Raw genomic sequence first — 16,827 nt, 5'->3', positions numbered from 1 at the left:
TATTAAATTACTTTTTTATTTTACTATTTTACATTGGTCTCCTATGCATTGGCTTAACTCTATATTCAGTGCTTTTACAGAGATATTTATCTCTATAGCGGAAAGAGATAGCGAGATCATTAGTAAAATTAAGCTTCCTGCAAAGACAAATTCTGCTAGGACAATCTGTTGTAAAAATATTAAAAACATGGAAAAAACACAGAAAAATAGAGAAATAATCCCTATTAGCTGCATATTTTTTATGATTTTTATCCTTAATTTTAAATTCTCTATTTGAGGCAGGAGTATGTCGACTCTATTTACCTCTTGGGTCGCCTGGTTATGAAGAGATCTAATAAGGTTACTTAGAGCCAGAAATCTACTTGTATAGGCTAAGAGTAGAAGTGAAATAGTAGAAAAAATTAATGCTGGGGTTGTAAGTGTTAACTGCATCTTGGGTCGCCTCCATCTTTTAAGGAAATGTTTAAAGCTATTGTAGAAATTTTAATTTCTAAGGCAGAAATAATGAGAGATATTAAAAAACTGATTATGGAAAAAATAAATAAAGCCCATCCTATCTGAATATATTCAAAAAAAATAGTAAATGTAGAAAGGGTCGCTAAAAACAATGAAAATACAGAAAAAAATTGTATCCATTTAATATATTTTACCCGTAGTCTAAAATTTGAAATTTGGGCTTTGATATTACAATCTTTATCTGGATGATTATGAAAATCTCTGATCAACTTAGATAGATTTAAATATCTAATTGTATAACCATTGAAAAACATAGAAATTCCTGAAAATAATAACGCTGGAATGGCATAGTTCATAGAGTGTCCTCCTTACTATAAATTACTCATCTATTATTGAATGATAATTTATTTTATCAAGATAGATGGGAATATACAAAATATTTATTTACAAAAAATAAAAAAAGACAGATCCTTAATGGCTGTCTTTTTTTATGCTATTACTTGCTTAAAACCTTGTTTATTCTTGGGCTTAAAGTAGCGGCATTTTTCTTTAAAATTCTAGCAATTTCAACTGAATCTGCAGCTTTTAAAGATCTTAACATTTTAACACAAACTTTTACTTTAGTTAATTGACCGTTGATTTCAACTTTAACTGTTTGTAAGTTTGGCTTCCATATTCTCTTGTTCATGTTATGAGCATGAGAGATACTGTGTCCGAAAGTAATTCCTTTACCAGTGATTTCACATCTTTTCATTATATTGCACCTCCTCTTTATTAAAACATCGGCTTAAATTTTAGCATAAAGCAAGTAAAAAAGCAAGGTTTTTTCTACAATAAAGATATAGTTTTCTGTAAAAAAAAAAACTCTTATGATATAATAGAATGTATAAATATAGATAAAAGTCGAATATTAAAGAGGTAGTAAAATGAATGAACATAGTTTAAGCGTATTAGAGTTTGATAAGGTAAAGGAAAACATAAGTGGATATGCTATTTTAGATGAAACTAAGGGGAAAATATTAGATGTTGTTCCCATGAAAGATATAAATAGTATAAAGAAAGAATTAGAGAATGTGCAAGATTTTATGGACATGTTGAAGTATGATGGTGGTATTGAACTATCAGAGATAAAAAATATAGTGATGTATTTAAAGAAGACCAGTCTGATAGGAACTTATTTAGATGTAGACGATCTCTATCATATTGCTAGGAATTTAAGAGTATTTAGAGTTATAAAAACTAAATTTCAAGAATTAGAAGTGAAATACAGAGGACTGCATATGAGGTTTAAAGATACACCTACATATAAGGGAATAGAAGAGTTGATAGAGGCGGTTATAGATAATCAAAAAGAAATAAAAGACACAGCCTCTCTAGATCTAAAAGATATTAGGTATAGTAAAAAGCTAATTCAAAATAATATTAAAAGAAAATTTGATGATCTTATTTCAAATCCTACATATGCTAAGGCTATCCAAGAAAAAATAGTTACAGTCAGGGATGGTAGAAGTGTAATACCTGTAAAAACAGATTTTAAAGGTCAGATTAAAGGAATAGAGCACGACAGGTCATCTAGTGGTCAGACGGTATTTATAGAGCCTATAAGTGTAGTTTCGTTGAACAACAAGATGAGAGAATTAGAGGTAAGGGAAAGAGAGGAGATAAGAAAGATCCTGTTGAGGCTTACCGACAACCTGAGAGCGAACTTAGATGGATTGATGGAAGTAGGAGAAGCTCTTTTAGTTTTAGATTATTTAAATGCTAAGTGTAGTTATGGATTGGATAATAAATGTATAATCCCTAAATTAAATCAGAGGGAATATATTTCCATTGTAGAAGGTAGACATCCACTTATCAATCCTAGAGAAGTTGTACCTTTAACTTTTGAATTAGGAAAAAATTATAACAGTTTATTGATTACCGGGCCAAATACCGGTGGTAAAACAGTAGCTTTAAAAACAGCAGGATTATTGACTGTGATGACGTTATCCGGAATACCTATTACAGCTAGTGATAAAACAGATATAGGATACTTTAGTGGTGTCTATGCTGATATAGGTGATGAACAAAGTATTGAACAGAACCTGTCATCTTTTTCGGCACATCTAAAAAATATTCAAACTATCCTGGTAGGAGTTACTAAAGCTAGTTTAGTACTGTTAGATGAGTTAGGTTCAGGAACAGACCCTATAGAGGGATCGGCATTTGCCATGGCAGTTATAGATTATCTCAAGGAAAAAAAGTGTAAATCAATGATATCTACCCATTACAGTGAAGTAAAAGCTCATGGATATAACGAGGATGGGATAGAAACAGCCTCTATGGAATTTGATCCTGAGACGCTGTCACCTACTTACAGATTACTTATGGGAATTCCAGGGGAGAGTAACGCTCTTACTATTGCCAAAAGATTGGGAATACTTCCAGAAGTAATTGAAAAAGCAAAAAGTTATATCAGTGATGAGGATAAAAAAGTAGAGGGAATGATAACTAACATAAAGGAACAATCAGATGAGTTGGAAAAAGCTAACGAAGAGGTAAAACAGTTAAAATCGGAAGCTGAAAAACTAAAGGACCAGTATGCTGAAAAGGTAAGAACATTGGAAAAAGAAAAAGAGGAGATACTGGAAAAAGCATACAAAGAGTCGGAGCAGATGATGAAAAATATGCAGGCTAAGGCAAAAGCTTTAGTTGATAAGATTCAAAGGGAAGACAATAAAAAAGATGAGGTAAAGGATGTTCAAAAAAGTTTGAATATGTTGAGAAACTCTATGGTGGAAGAAAAAAAGAGAAAATTAATGATGAAACCAAAAGTTGTCAGAAAGATATCTTATGGGGTAGGAGATAAGGTCTTTGTAAAGAGTTTGAAACAGCATGCAGTGATCCTTCGTCTATTTATGAATAAGGATCAGGCTCAAGTACAGGCAGGAATCTTAAAGATGGTAGTTTCATTAGAAGATATAGGAATAATGAAAGATGAGAAGAAAAAAACATATACTAAGATGCACAGCCATAAAGGAAGCAGTGCGACCTATAAGATCGACCTAAGAGGTCAGATGGTAGATGAAGCAATCAATGAATTAGAAAATTATATGGATAGAGCCACATTGAACGGCTATACCGATATTCAGGTAGTTCATGGAAAGGGAACTGGACAGTTAAGAAAAGGGATCCAGGAGTACCTTAAAAGTTGCAGATATGTAGCTAGTTTTAGAGATGCAAATATGAATGAAGGTGGATTAGGATGTACAGTAGTAACTCTGAAATAGATTATTATTATATAGTAGCAGCAGCAGGGGTTGGTAAGAGGATGGGGCTTGACTACCCCAAACAATTTTTAGAGGTCGATGGGAAACCTATATTTATAAAGACTCTGGAAGTGATTGAAAAAAATCAGAGAGTAAGAGGAATTGTAGTTGTAACCAACGAAGAGTATATATCCGAAGTGAAAAAGATATGTGAAGCCTTTAAAATAGATAAGGTAATAGATGTAGTTAGCGGTGGAAAGGAAAGACAGGATTCTATCTATAATGCATTGGAGCAGATCCCAAAAGAGAGTATAATTGGAGTTCAAGATGGAGTAAGACCTTTTATACAGGATAGATATATAGAAGAGTCTTATACCAAACTGATGACGGAAACTAATTTGGATGGTGTAATTATAGGAGTACCTGTAAAAGACACTATAAAGGTAGTTAATTCAGAAGGGAAGGTAGTGGAGACTCCTAAAAGAGATTGTCTCTTTGCAGCCCAGACTCCTCAAGTGTTTAGAGGAGAAATCCTGCATAGAAGTTATGAACAGGCTAGGCAACAAAGGTTTTTAGGGACAGATGATTCATCTTTGGTGGAAAAAGCAGGGGGATCTGTGGGGATTATCTTGGGAAGTTATGAAAATATAAAGATAACTACACCAGAAGACCTATTGATTTTTTCTAAGAAAATAAATTAGCGGCAAAATAAAAGGAGTAGAGCATGAAATTAGCAGTAGCACAAATAAATCCAACACTTGGGAATGTAGAAAAAAATAAGATAAAGATGATATCATATATAGAAGATGCTATAAAAAATGGAGTGGAACTGGTAGTTTTTCCAGAACTATCTTTGACTGGATACCTGTTAGAGGAATTGACATATGATGTGGCAGGAATCCCGGAAGAATTTTATGAGCTGAGCAAAAAAATAAGTATTTTATTTGGTGGTATAGAGGAAAGCAAGGATTACTATTACTATAATTCGGCTTTCTATTTAGAGGATGGAGAATTACAACACACCCACAGAAAAATATATCTGCCTACCTATGGTCTTTTTGATGAGGGAAGATACTTAAAATCTGGAAATGAAGTGAAAGCATTTGATACGAAATTTGGTAGATTTGGTGTCTTGATCTGTGAAGATGCTTGGCATCTTTCAAATCCTTATGTATTGAGCATGGATGGAGCTGACTATGTTTTTACCTTGGCAAACAGCCCGTCAAGGGGAGCTCAGGGAACAAAACTATCTCCTAATCAAACTTGGGATGAGATGATGAAGACTTATTCTAAATTACTCACAAGTTTTTATGTCTTTGCCCACAGGGTAGGATATGAAGATGGGGTAAACTTCTTTGGTGGATCTAGAGTGTATTCTCCCAATGGGGATGTTTTAGGCGAAGCTAAAACTTTTGAGGAGGAAATGATAATAACAAATTTAGATAAGAGAGATTTAAGAAGAGCTAGGATAAATAACCCTGTGATGAGAGATGAAAAACCAGAATTAGTTATGAGAAGTTTAAAGAATATAATTGGATAATTATTAAAATGATAAAAAAATTGTGAATTTACCTTTATTAATTTTAAGTTTGCCGTTAGGCACGGAGGTTATATTATGAACAAAATTTTAAAAAATATAATAGGAGCTGCAGTTTTAGTAGTAATATTATTGGTTTTTTATCTCCTAACTTTTCAACTGTCCCACGAGAGGTTGGTAATAAAGGAAAGTAAAGCGGTTATATCGGTTGGAGATTTGAACAGCAAGAAAGTAAATGCTTACTATGAGTTATATGAAAAAGCTACCCAAACAGATCTTGAAGAGGCTAAAAAGTGGACAAAATATATAAAGGGAATGGACCTTATCTATTACAATGACTCTAACGATGAAAATCAAAGTGAGGACAAGGAGATAATGGTTGTAAACCTAGGATGGCTATATCCGATTGCTAAATTTAAACAAGGGGAATATTTTGATGATCTGGGAAAAAATTATTTTTCTTTAAAAGAGGTGTATCAAAAACAACTTGAAGAAGATTATGATGTGGATAAAAAAATCTATATGACCAACTACAAGGGGTATTATTTTGTATCAGATGATGTGATGAAGCTATCTGATTACATGAAACTACTTGTAAAAAAAGAGATCAACAAAAATATATCTTCTAAGATGAAAGGCGATACTTTAGGAGAAGCAGTAATAGATTTAGAAGAGTTCACTCAAGGATTAGATGCTATAAAGATAAACGTGGATTATGAAAAGAATAAATTATCTATGAATGGATACCTATATGGTGATTTGGAATTTTCAAAATATCTTAATGGGATAGAGAAAAAGGATAGAAAATTCACTAAATATATGGGTAAGGATAAGATCTATATCACTAATACCGATTTTAAAGGTTTGGCTGTATTCATGAGAAAAAATGTAAATTCAGAAATAAATTCAATGTTATCTTTGGTGAAGATGTTTACAGGGAAAGACTTTGAAGATTATATGGACAAAGTAGATGGTGAGATGATCTATGACTATGTTAAAAATCAATTGCTTATTCCTGTAAAAGAGGTAAAAGATTTTAAGAAACTCATAGAAATCTTTGCAAAAAAAGATGGAGATAAATATATCTTGGGAAATGGTGAAACGATAGAGATAAAAGACAATGTTATCTACTATAATGGAATCATGTCGGAAGGGTCAATAACTCCCAAAGAGGATGAATTTATGAATATATCTTTAAATCTAGGGTTATACAATCCGGTATTAAAAGATATATATGTGGATATGGGAGGAAAAGTAGAAGCAAATAAGATAAAGATAAGAACTACCATAACAGATGGGGAGTTACTTGAAATATATAATAGGATGGAGGGCGAAAAAAATGATTAAGATACACAATACACTTACTAAAAAATTAGAAGAGTTTGTTCCTATAGAACCTGGTATGGTGAAGATGTATGTTTGTGGACCAACAGTATACAACTATATCCATATAGGGAATGCAAGACCTGCTATCTTTTTTGACACAGTGAGAAGATACTTTGAATATAGAGATTATAAAGTTAAATATGTACAAAATTTTACAGATGTAGATGACAAGATGATAGAAAAAGCTAACGCTGAAGGGGTAACTGTAAAGGATATAGCTGACAAATATATTGCGGCTTATCTGCAAGATACAAAACAGGTAAACCTGAAAGAAGAGGGAATGATGAGACCGAAGGCTACCGACCACATCAAAGAAATGATAAAATCTATCAAGATATTGGAGAGTAAAGGTTATGCATATGAATCTCATGGAGATGTATATTTTGATGTAGAGAAATATAAAGACAATTATGGTGAATTATCTGGGCAAAAAATTGAAGATTTAAAAGCCGGTGCCAGAATAGAGGTTACTGACATAAAAAAATCATCTGTAGATTTTGCTCTTTGGAAAACTGCCAAAGAAGGGGAACTTTCTTGGGGGTCACCTTGGGGTAAAGGTAGACCAGGATGGCACATTGAGTGTAGCGCAATGAGTGAAAAATATTTAGGAGCATCTTTTGATATTCATGGAGGGGGACAGGACCTTATATTCCCACATCATGAAAATGAGATAGCTCAATCAAAGTGTTCTTATGGTGGAGACTATGCTAGGTATTGGATTCATAATGGGTATATCAACATCAAAGGGGAAAAGATGTCTAAGTCTAAGGGAAATTTTTTCCTACTTCGTGAAATCTTAGAAGATTATGAAGGAAAAGTTGTTAGATTCTTCATGCTTTCATCTCATTATAGAAAACCAATTGATTTTTCTGAAACAGAATTAAATATGGCTAAGAGTGCAATAAATAGAATTGAAAACAGTATGCTGGCTATGCTGGAAAAATTAGATACTGAAAATTCAACTGAAGGCAGTGATGGAACAGAGTTAAGGGCTGTTTTAGAGAGTTCTAAAATAAGATTTGTAGAAGCTATGGATGAGGATTTCAACACCGCTCAAGCTATAGGTGTGTTGTTTGAACTTATAAAAGAAGCTAATAAATCTATGGAGCACCAACTAAATAATGCTGGAAAAGAAGTTTTAAAAGATGTGTATACATTTATAAAAACAACTTTAATAGATGTATTAGGAGTGGAGATTGTAGTTGAAAAGCAGATCAAAAACCTGACTACAGAATTACTGGAGCTTCTAAAAGAAATCAATATAGAAAAGCCTTCTGAATTTAATGAAGAAAATTTAACTGTAAAATTAATTGAATTTTTAATAGAGCAGAGAAAGGTAGCTAAAAAAGATAGAAACTTTGCATTATCGGATGAAATTAGAGATAAGATGGCTGGAATTGGTATAAAAATAAAGGACGGAAGGGAAAAAACTACATGGACAATATAAGGATAAAAGAATTAAATGGGTTATCATTGGCATATTTAGGAGATGCAGTTTGGGAATTGAGACTTAGGGAAAGATTTGTAGCGAGAAACCTCAAAGTAAAAGATCTGAATAAATTAGTGAAAGCTCATGTGAGTGCTGTGGCACAAAGTAAGATATATTTAAGCGTCATAGATGAGTTAGAAGATGAATATAGAGCTTGTGCTAGAAGAGCTAGAAATTCAAAAATTTCAACTTTTCCAAAATCATGTACTATGAAGGAATATAAAAACGCAACAGCATTTGAAGCGTTGATTGCCATGTGTTATATAAATAAAAGGGAAGATATAATAGAGGGAATTATAGATAATTATGTATTTGAAAAGAAAAATGATGAGAAATAAAAAAATAATGGTGCAGAAAAATAGGGTGAATTCCGCAGCAATCGAGGCAGAGGAAAGAATAGAAATAGAGGGGGAAACTCATGAATTCCCTATACAGGCAGAAGAAAATGATATTAAAAAAGGAGATGAGAAAAAAAAGATGAAGAAAAAAAGTAAGTTTAAATTTAATATGAGTTTTCCAGGCTTTAAATTTCAAAAGAGTATAGGGATAGACCTTGGGACTGCAAATACATTGGTATATAACAAGCAAAAAGAAGAGATTGTTTTGAATGAACCATCTGTAGTGGCTGTAGACAGGGAAACAAAGAAAGTTTTAGCAGTAGGAAAAGAAGCAAAGGATATGTTAGGGAAGACACCTGATCACATAATGGCGGTAAGACCCTTAAGAGAGGGAGTTATAGCTGATTACGACATTACAGAAGCGATGATAAAATATTTTATAAAAAAAGTATTCGGTAAGTTAAATATGGTATTACCAGAAGTAATGATCTGTGTTCCTATCGAAGTAACTGGGGTAGAAAAAAGAGCTGTATTGGAAGCTGCAATTTCAGCAGGAGCAAAGAGAGCATATTTAATAGAGGAAGCCAGAGCTGCAGCTTTAGGAGCGGGGATAGATATCTCAGCTCCTGAAGGAAATATGATAGTAGATATTGGTGGAGGATCTACAGATATAGCTGTAATTTCATTGGGTGGAACTATTGTAAGTAAATCTATTAGAATTGCAGGGAATAACTTCGATGAGGACATCATAAAATACATAAAGAGAAGACATAATCTATTGATTGGGGAAAAAACTGCTGAAGAGATCAAAATCAAGATAGGTACTGCGATTCCTTTAGAAGAAGATGAAACTATGATAATTAAAGGAAGAGACCTTATGACAGGATTACCAAAACCATTAGAGATAAACTCTAGTGAAGTATTAGAGGCTATAAAAGATTCTTTAGATGCTATAGTAACTAGTGTTAAGCAAGTGTTAGAAAAAACACCACCGGAATTATCAGCTGATATAGTAGATAAGGGGATAGTTATGGCAGGTGGAGGATCGATGATTAGAAACTTCCCGGAATTACTTGCTAAAAACACCCTTTTAAATGTAGTTTTAGCTGATAATGCTTTGGAATCAGTGGTACTAGGTGCTGGATTAGCCTTGGATAAATTAGCTGTTCTTAGAAAAATTGAGAAGGCTGAAAGATAATGTTTAATAGTTTGATTTTTGGAGATGAAGTTAAGTTATTTCTGAAAAATGAGTTGAGACAAAATAAGGAAGCGGGTACCTATCTTTTTTATGGAGATAAAGGAATAGATCTATTAGGATTAGCTGTAGCTTTTACCATGGCTATGAATTGCCCGGAAATAGAGAATAACTATTGTGGTGTCTGTGAAGTATGTAAGAAGATAAAACATGGAAACTATGCCGACTTAGAGATTGTTGGTCTCCTACAGGGAGAGAGTAAAGTAGGAATAGATAAGATAAAAAATACTATATATAAAGCTTCTAGCTCTAGTTATGAGGGAAGAAAAAAAGTTTTTATTATAAAAGATATTGAGAGTATGAATAAATATTCTGCAAATGCTCTCTTAAAGATAATGGAGGAGCCTCCTAAGGGGACATTTTTTATCCTTGTATCTAATACTTTAAATGTTTTACCGACTATTTTATCTAGATCTATTGTAGTAAAGGTCGATAAACCTTCTGCTGAAACTTTAGGGGTAACTGAAAAGGTATATGATTTTTTTATGGGGAATATGGAAGAGATATTGGAGTGGAAAGAGGAAAGGTTTGATCTCAATGAGATTAAATCTTATTCTGCTTTAGGTGAACAACTCAATTTATATCTTACAGAAAAAACTTTAAAATCAAAGATAGATCTATTAAAGGGGATAGATGATTATATATACAATATAGACAGGATAAAAAAATCAGAAAAACTTTCTATAGCTTTTGACTTGTTATCTATTTTACAGGATGATAAATTAGTGGAAAATAAATCTCATGAGAGAAAGATTATCGAAGAATTGATGCATATCTTCATAGTGAGGTTAAAAGCTCCTAAATACACAGAAAAATTGATAGAGTTGAAACAAGGGTTGAGACATAATATTAATACCCAGGCAGCGTTATCTTTATTTTTTTTGAGTTTTTAGGTTAAAGAACAGGAGAAAAACTAAGATGGTGTTGCTTTTGCAGACTATGCCATTGGTAGATTTATAGATTCTATAAAGAATGAAGAGTGGGCTAAAAATACGATATTTGTATTTATGGCAGAACATGGAGCAAATAGGAGTGTACCGGTTGAAATAGATTGGAAAAAATTTACTAATCCATTATTGATATGGAGTCCTAATAAAAAACTAGTAAAACCACAAGTAATAGATGCATTGGGGTCACAAGCAGATATATTACCGACTCTTATGGGGATATTAGGAGGAAAGTATGAGCATTCTACATGGGGCAAAATTTACTTTTAAAAGATAATAAAAAAGGGTTTTCCTATGTAGTTGATACTCAGTACGTGGGCATTATTGATAAAGATTATATCTATATAGAAGATATAATCGGAAAAAAGGATAAACTTTTAAATAAAAAAGATAATAAAGTAGTAAAAGAGGTAGCTTTAGAAAATTATAGAAAAAAAACTAGAACATTTTTAGAATTGTCTATAGAGTAGGAAAAAGAAGGGACTTTTGGAAAAGAAAACTAATGATTGGATGATTTAATGCTGAAGATTATAGAAACCACTAGACTAATGTAAATAATTTTACATTAGTCTAGTGGTTTTTTTGAACAAAAATATTAAGTGTAATATGAGGGTTTAGCCTTGATTTTATTGGGGTGTTTGATAAGTGATCTAGAATGGTGGAGTGGGGGTGGTGGAGAAAAAAACAAAAAAATCCTTGACGAAAACTTGTAAACGCGGTATACTTCTTCTTGTCCGCGAGGGAAAGCGAAAGCGACTTGAAGCGAGACATTTAATAGGACATTAGCAATTAAATAGAGAAAGAAAGTGTAAATTAAAAACTCAATTGTCGTTTGAAACTTTGTTTTCAAACAATCGATTAAGGTGTACAGTGGAATGAACCACTATAAAAATAATTATCTTTTAATAGATAGCTAAACTTCATTTATGAAGTTAGGATATAAATTTGAATGTAGAGTTTGATCCTGGCTCAGGATGAACGCTGACAGAATGCTTAACACATGCAAGTCGACTGGAATTCTTCTTCGGAAGATAGTACGGTGGCGGACGGGTGAGTAACGCGTAAAGAATTTGCCCTTCAGACTGGGACAACTAATCGAAAGGTTAGCTAATACCGGATATTATGAGACCTTGGCATCAAGGACTTATGAAAGCTATATGCGCTGAAGGAGAACTTTGCGTTCCATTAGGTAGTTGGTAGGGTAATGGCCTACCAAGCCGACGATGGATAGCCGGCCTGAGAGGGTGAACGGCCACAAGGGGACTGAGACACGGCCCTTACTCCTACGGGAGGCAGCAGTGGGGAATATTGGACAATGGACCAAAAGTCTGATCCAGCAATTCTGTGTGCACGATGAAGGTCTTCGGATTGTAAAGTGCTTTCAGGTGGGAAGAAGAAAGTGACGGTACCACCAGAAGAAGCGACGGCTAAATACGTGCCAGCAGCCGCGGTAATACGTATGTCGCAAGCGTTATCCGGAATTATTGGGCGTAAAGCGAGTCTAGGCGGCTTGTTAAGTCAGATGTGAAAATGCGGGGCTCAACTCCGTATTGCGTTTGAAACTGGCAGGCTAGAGTACTGGAGAGGTGGGCGGAACTACAAGTGTAGAGGTGAAATTCGTAGATATTTGTAGGAATGCCGATAGTGAAGACAGCTCACTGGACAGATACTGACGCTAAAGCTCGAAAGCGTGGGGAGCGAACAGGATTAGATACCCTGGTAGTCCACGCCGTAAACGATGTTCACTGGGTGTAGGGGGTCGAACCTCTGTGCCGAAGCTAACGCGATAAGTGAACCGCCTGGGGAGTACGCACGCAAGTGTGAAACTCAAAGGAATTGACGGGGACCCGCACAAGCGGTGGAGCATGTGGTTTAATTCGACGCAACGCGAGGAACCTTACCAGCACTTGACATACAACGAACTCGTCAGAGATGACTTGGTGCCGCTTCGGTGGAACGTTGATACAGGTGGTGCATGGCTGTCGTCAGCTCGTGTCGTGAGATGTTGGGTTAAGTCCCGCAACGAGCGCAACCCCTATCGTATGTTACCATCATTAAGTTGGGGACTCATGCGAGACTGCCTGCGACGAGCAGGAGGAAGGTGGGGATGACGTCAAGTCATCATGCCCCTTATGTGCTGGGCTACACACGTGCTACAATGGTTGGTACAGAGAGCAGCAATACCGCGAGGTGGAGCAAATCTCAGAAAGCCAATCTTAGTTCGGATCGCAGTCTGCAACTCGACTGCGTGAAGTTGGAATCGCTAGTAATCGCGAATCAGCAATGTCGCGGTGAATACGTTCTCGGGTCTTGTACACACCGCCCGTCACACCACGAGAGTTGGTTGCACCTAAAGTAGCAGGCCTAACCATTTATGGAGGGATGTTCCTAAGGTGTGATTAGCGATTGGGGTGAAGTCGTAACAAGGTATCCGTACCGGAAGGTGCGGATGGATCACCTCCTTTCTAAGGAGCACTTTATGAGATCAGTTTACTGATCTATATAAAGAATATTTACGCGTCTCTTTCTCTATTTATTTGGTAATGTTCTCTTTTTTGAGAGAAAATACCAGTTGGACATTGAAAACTATATAGTAATGAAATAATAAATTAACAATTTTATTAGATCTTCAAGTTATGTGAGAGCATAACGATAATTAACGAAGAGTTAGAAATAACTGAACGTAAATTAGATTTCAAAAATTCTAAAAACAAATTAAGCAAAAAATATTAAAATTCTATTTTAATAATAGGTTAAGAAATTAAGGGCGCACGGAGAATGCCTTGGTAGTAAGAGCCGATGAAGGACGTGATAAGCTGCGATAAGCTAAGACAAGCTGCAATTGAGCGTAATAGTCTTAGATTTCCGAATGGGTAAACCTACTAGTTTGAAGAACTAGTGTGGAAACGGGAACCGGATGAACTGAAACATCTAAGTAATCCGAGGAAGAGAAAGTAAAAACGATTCCCTAAGTAGCGGCGAGCGAACGGGGAAGAGCCCAAACCGAACAAGTGTGATAGCATGCAGGCGTTGCTTGTTGGGGGTAGTGGGATACAGAGTAGCAGATCTGCAAAGTCTGCGCTTGACTAACAGAGGTACTAGAATGAACTGGAAAGTTCAACCGTAGAAGGTGATAGTCCTGTATAGGGAACTTATGTTAGCAAGTCACTGTAATCCCAAGTAGCACGGGACACGAGAAACCCTGTGTGAATCAGCGAGGACCATATCTCGTAAGGCTAAATACTCTTACTAACCGATAGTGAATAGTACCGTGAGGGAAAGGTGAAAAGAACCCCGGGAGGGGAGTGAAATAGAACCTGAAACCGTGTGCTTACAAGCGGTCAGAGCAGAGCCTTCGGGCGTGTGATGGCGTGCCTTTTGGAGAATGATCCTGCGAGTTACGATCAATGGCGAGGTTAAGTATAACGGAGCCGAAGGGAAACCGAGTCTGAATAGGGCGAATTAGTCGTTGGTTGTAGACGCGAAACCTGGTGATCTATGCCTGTCCAAGATGAAGCTGTGGTAAGACACAGTGGAGGTCTGAACCCACCGTCGTTGAAAAGCCGGGGGATGAGGTAGGTATAGGGGTGAAAAGCCAATCGAACCAGGAGATAGCTCGTTCTCTCCGAAATGCATTTAGGTGCAGCCTTGATTGTTTAAATATGGGGGTAGAGCACTGAATGGTCTAGCGGGCATATTGCTTAGCGAAATCAATCAAACTCCGAATACCATATTTCAAGAGATCAGGAGTGAGACTATGGGTACTAAGATCCATGGTCAAAAGGGAAACAGCCCAGACCACCAACTAAGGTCCCAAATTATATCTAAGTGGGAAAGGAGGTGGAGATTCTGAAACAACCAGGATGTTGGCTTAGAAGCAGCCATACATTTAAAGAGTGCGTAATAGCTCACTGGTCGAGAGTCTCTGCGCCGACAATGTAACGGGGCTAAGATATAAACCGAAGTTGTGGAGTATACACTATGTGTAGACTGGTAGGAGAGCGTTCCGTAGGCCGTTGAAGGATAAGGGGTAACCCAATCTGGAGGTATCGGAAGTGAGAATGCAGGAATGAGTAGCGAGAAAGAGGGTGAGAATCCCTCTCGCCGGAAAACCAAGGTTTCCAGAGTAAAGCTTGTCTTCTCTGGGTAAGCCGGGACCTAAGCCGAGGCTAGATTGCGTAGGCGAATGGAAAGCAGTTTAATATTACTGCGCCACTATAATTTGTTTGAGAGATGGAGGGACGCAGAAGGGTATGTGCGCAGACTGTTGGATATGTCTGTGTAAGCATGTAGGATGGAACCGCAGGAAAATCCACGGTTTTAGATCTGAGGTGTGATGCGGAGTGTTTGTAATGAACACGAAGGTACAAATCCCACGCTGCCGAGAAAAGCTTCTATTGAGAATTATAGTGCCCGTACCGTAAACCGACACAGGTGGTTAGGATGAGAAATCTAAGGCGTACAGGCTAACTCTCGCTAAGGAACTCTGCAAAATGGCCCCGTAACTTCGGGAGAAGGGGTGCCATTAAAGGTGATAGAAACACGCGTTCTTGAGCTTTTGATGGCCGCAGTGAAGAGATTCGAGCAACTGTTTAGCAAAAACACAGGTCTATGCTAAGCTGAAAGGCGATGTATATGGGCTGACACCTGCCCAGTGCCGGAAGGTTAAGAGGAGGGTTTAGCGACTCAAATTGAAGCCCCGGTGAACGGCGGCCGTAACTATAACGGTCCTAAGGTAGCGAAATTCCTTGTCGGGTAAGTTCCGACCTGCACGAATGGTGTAATGACTCGAATGCTGTCTTGGCGGGAGGCCTGGTGAAATTGTACTACCGGTGAAGATACCGGTTACCTACAGTAGGACGGAAAGACCCCGTGGAGCTTTACTATAGCTTGGTATTGGGTTGAGATGTTATGTGTATAGGATAGTTGGGAGACTGTGAATGTGTGGCGCTAGCTGCATATGAGTCGCTGGTGGAATACCAACCATATAACATTTTGATTCTAATCTGTGATGTGTAATCATGGAGACAGTGCTAGGTGGGTAGTTTGACTGGGGCGGTCGCCTCCGAAAGAGTAACGGAGGCGTTCAAAGGTTCCCTCAGGTTGGATGGAAATCAACCGAAGAGTGCAATGGCATAAGGGAGCTTGACTGTGAGATAGACACATCGAGCAGGTGCGAAAGCAGGACATAGTGATCCGGTGGTTCCGAATGGAAGGGCCATCGCTCAACGGATAAAAGCTACCCCGGGGATAACAGGCTGATTTTGCCCGAGAGTCCATATCGACGGCAAAGTTTGGCACCTCGATGTCGGCTCATCGCATCCTGGGGCTGGAGAAGGTCCCAAGGGTTGGGCTGTTCGCCCATTAAAGCGGTACGTGAGCTGGGTTCAGAACGTCGTGAGACAGTTCGGTCCCTATCCACTGTAGGCGTAAGAATATTGATGAGATCTGTCCTTAGTACGAGAGGACCGGGATGGACAAACCTCTAATGTACCAGTTGTCATGCCAATGGCATAGCTGGGTAGTCACGTTTGGAATGGATAACCGCTGAAAGCATCTAAGCGGGAAGCCAACTCAGAGATAAGTATTCTATCATTGATAAGTCACCTTCGAGACTAGGAGGTTGATAGGTTGGGGGTGTAAGGGCTGTGAAGTCTTTAGCTGACCAATACTAATATGACGAACACTTTACCTAAAGTAAAATTGATTTAGAAGAAAAGAGTTAATTTAGAAAAAACATTATTATATAGTTTTGAATGTTTAACCGTAAAGGTCATCACCAAAACACTAAGATTTATTTAATAAATCAAGGGTTTTGCGATAACAATATTCAATAAGAAAGTAAGCTTGGTAAGAAAAGCTACGGGGGTACACCTGGTCACATTCCGAACCCAGAAGTTAAGTCCGTAAACGCCGAAAGTACTTAGGGGGCAGCCCCTTGGGAGGATAGGAACTTGCCAAGTCTTTTTTATTTTTTGTAAAAATATGCGCCACTAGCTCAGCTGGTAGAGCACTCGACTTTTAATCGAGTTGTCACAGGTTCAAACCCTGTGTGGCGCACCATAATTTATATAAATATCGGAGCCATCAATTAATTTTGATGGCTTTTTTTATGTATATAAAAAAAATAGATACAAAAATATAAAATTACTATATAATGTATTTAATAAA

General features: G+C 36.8%; 12 protein-coding genes, 1 tRNA gene, 3 rRNA genes and 1 pseudogene. 14 read left to right on the top strand and 3 right to left on the bottom strand.

Translation table 11 applies throughout. The annotated features are described in order from the left end of the window. Positions 1–15 precede the first annotated feature (15 nt). The 3 genes from K337_RS0101025 to rpmB form a co-directional block, all read right to left on the bottom strand. On the bottom strand, positions 16–432 hold the full coding sequence (locus K337_RS0101025) for a DUF2721 domain-containing protein (RefSeq protein WP_028854951.1): 417 nt from the start codon (positions 430–432) through the stop codon (positions 16–18). Beyond that, positions 423–812 (bottom strand): DUF2721 domain-containing protein, encoded by a 390-nt coding sequence (locus tag K337_RS0101020; protein ID WP_028854950.1) that lies wholly within the window; start codon positions 810–812, stop codon positions 423–425. Before K337_RS0101020 ends, K337_RS0101025 begins: the two co-directional genes overlap by 10 nt. A 140-nt stretch (positions 813–952) precedes the next feature. Next, positions 953–1,210 (bottom strand): 50S ribosomal protein L28, encoded by a 258-nt coding sequence (rpmB, locus tag K337_RS0101015; RefSeq protein ID WP_028854949.1) that lies wholly within the window; start codon positions 1,208–1,210, stop codon positions 953–955. Between the two features lie 172 nt (positions 1,211–1,382). Here rpmB and K337_RS0101010 point away from each other — a divergent pair, with 172 nt between their 5' ends. The 14 genes and pseudogenes from K337_RS0101010 (at position 1,383) to K337_RS0100940 (ending at position 16,719) form a co-directional block, all read left to right on the top strand. Further along, the gene (locus K337_RS0101010; protein ID WP_028854948.1) at positions 1,383–3,725 is read left to right on the top strand and encodes an endonuclease MutS2; all 2,343 of its coding nucleotides are present in this window, start codon (positions 1,383–1,385) and stop codon (positions 3,723–3,725) included. Next, complete coding sequence (gene ispD, locus K337_RS0101005) at positions 3,701–4,405, top strand: 2-C-methyl-D-erythritol 4-phosphate cytidylyltransferase (protein WP_028854947.1); 705 nt, start codon at positions 3,701–3,703, stop codon at positions 4,403–4,405. Before K337_RS0101010 ends, ispD begins: the two co-directional genes overlap by 25 nt. A 23-nt stretch (positions 4,406–4,428) precedes the next feature. Continuing rightward, the gene (locus tag K337_RS0101000; protein WP_028854946.1) at positions 4,429–5,244 is read left to right on the top strand and encodes a nitrilase-related carbon-nitrogen hydrolase; all 816 of its coding nucleotides are present in this window, start codon (positions 4,429–4,431) and stop codon (positions 5,242–5,244) included. Between the two features lie 75 nt (positions 5,245–5,319). Further along, on the top strand, positions 5,320–6,588 hold the full coding sequence (locus K337_RS0100995; protein WP_028854945.1) for a hypothetical protein: 1,269 nt from the start codon (positions 5,320–5,322) through the stop codon (positions 6,586–6,588). Beyond that, on the top strand, positions 6,581–8,074 hold the full coding sequence (gene cysS / locus K337_RS0100990; RefSeq protein WP_028854944.1) for a cysteine--tRNA ligase: 1,494 nt from the start codon (positions 6,581–6,583) through the stop codon (positions 8,072–8,074). Before K337_RS0100995 ends, cysS begins: the two co-directional genes overlap by 8 nt. Next, positions 8,062–8,454, top strand: coding sequence for a Mini-ribonuclease 3 (locus K337_RS0100985; protein ID WP_028854943.1), 393 nt, complete (start codon positions 8,062–8,064; stop codon positions 8,452–8,454). The genes cysS and K337_RS0100985 overlap by 13 nt, the downstream gene beginning before the upstream one ends. A 169-nt stretch (positions 8,455–8,623) precedes the next feature. Further along, positions 8,624–9,652 carry a rod shape-determining protein gene (mreB, locus tag K337_RS0100980; RefSeq protein ID WP_028854942.1) on the top strand — a complete coding sequence of 343 codons (1,029 nt, stop codon included), beginning with the start codon at positions 8,624–8,626 and terminating at the stop codon, positions 9,650–9,652. Continuing rightward, positions 9,652–10,602, top strand: a complete 951-nt coding sequence (locus K337_RS17405) for a hypothetical protein (RefSeq protein ID WP_051251549.1) — start codon at positions 9,652–9,654, stop codon at positions 10,600–10,602. Before mreB ends, K337_RS17405 begins: the two co-directional genes overlap by 1 nt. A 39-nt stretch (positions 10,603–10,641) precedes the next feature. Continuing rightward, positions 10,642–10,926: pseudogene (locus tag K337_RS0100970) on the top strand (sulfatase-like hydrolase/transferase); the annotation flags it as partial. Next, entirely contained in the window at positions 10,905–11,126 is a 222-nt protein-coding gene (locus K337_RS0100965) for a hypothetical protein (protein WP_028854940.1), read from the top strand. The pseudogene K337_RS0100970 and the gene K337_RS0100965, both read left to right, overlap by 22 nt. A gap of 476 nt (positions 11,127–11,602) precedes the next feature. Continuing rightward, a 16S ribosomal RNA gene (locus K337_RS0100955) occupies positions 11,603–13,121 on the top strand. Positions 13,122–13,407: 286 nt separating this feature from the next. Beyond that, positions 13,408–16,351, top strand: a 23S ribosomal RNA gene (locus K337_RS0100950). Between the two features lie 151 nt (positions 16,352–16,502). After that, positions 16,503–16,619, top strand: a 5S ribosomal RNA gene (rrf, locus tag K337_RS0100945). Together the 16S, 23S and 5S rRNA genes with 1 tRNA gene alongside form the textbook arrangement of a ribosomal RNA operon. Positions 16,620–16,643: 24 nt before the next feature. Further along, positions 16,644–16,719 (top strand) — tRNA-Lys (locus tag K337_RS0100940). Positions 16,720–16,827 lie beyond the last annotated feature (108 nt).

Source organism: Psychrilyobacter atlanticus DSM 19335 (genome assembly GCF_000426625.1).
In the GTDB taxonomy this organism is placed as follows: Bacteria; Fusobacteriota; Fusobacteriia; order Fusobacteriales; family Fusobacteriaceae; genus Psychrilyobacter; species Psychrilyobacter atlanticus.
The sequence above is the reverse complement of the archived record's forward strand: the minus strand, read 5'-3'. Positions and strand labels throughout refer to the sequence as shown.

Excerpts from the sequence above, each read along its gene's own strand:
- K337_RS0101025 (WP_028854951.1), bottom strand. The coding sequence starts at position 432 with ATGCAGTTAACACTTACAACCCCAGCATTAATTTTTTCTACTATTTCA.
- K337_RS0101020 (WP_028854950.1), bottom strand. The coding sequence starts at position 812 with ATGAACTATGCCATTCCAGCGTTATTATTTTCAGGAATTTCTATGTTT.
- rpmB (WP_028854949.1), bottom strand. The coding sequence starts at position 1,210 with ATGAAAAGATGTGAAATCACTGGTAAAGGAATTACTTTCGGACACAGT.
- K337_RS0101010 (WP_028854948.1), top strand. The coding sequence starts at position 1,383 with ATGAATGAACATAGTTTAAGCGTATTAGAGTTTGATAAGGTAAAGGAA.
- ispD (WP_028854947.1), top strand. The coding sequence starts at position 3,701 with ATGTACAGTAGTAACTCTGAAATAGATTATTATTATATAGTAGCAGCA.
- K337_RS0101000 (WP_028854946.1), top strand. The coding sequence starts at position 4,429 with ATGAAATTAGCAGTAGCACAAATAAATCCAACACTTGGGAATGTAGAA.
- K337_RS0100995 (WP_028854945.1), top strand. The coding sequence starts at position 5,320 with ATGAACAAAATTTTAAAAAATATAATAGGAGCTGCAGTTTTAGTAGTA.
- cysS (WP_028854944.1), top strand. The coding sequence starts at position 6,581 with ATGATTAAGATACACAATACACTTACTAAAAAATTAGAAGAGTTTGTT.
- K337_RS0100985 (WP_028854943.1), top strand. The coding sequence starts at position 8,062 with ATGGACAATATAAGGATAAAAGAATTAAATGGGTTATCATTGGCATAT.
- mreB (WP_028854942.1), top strand. The coding sequence starts at position 8,624 with ATGAGTTTTCCAGGCTTTAAATTTCAAAAGAGTATAGGGATAGACCTT.
- K337_RS17405 (WP_051251549.1), top strand. The coding sequence starts at position 9,652 with ATGTTTAATAGTTTGATTTTTGGAGATGAAGTTAAGTTATTTCTGAAA.
- K337_RS0100965 (WP_028854940.1), top strand. The coding sequence starts at position 10,905 with ATGGGGCAAAATTTACTTTTAAAAGATAATAAAAAAGGGTTTTCCTAT.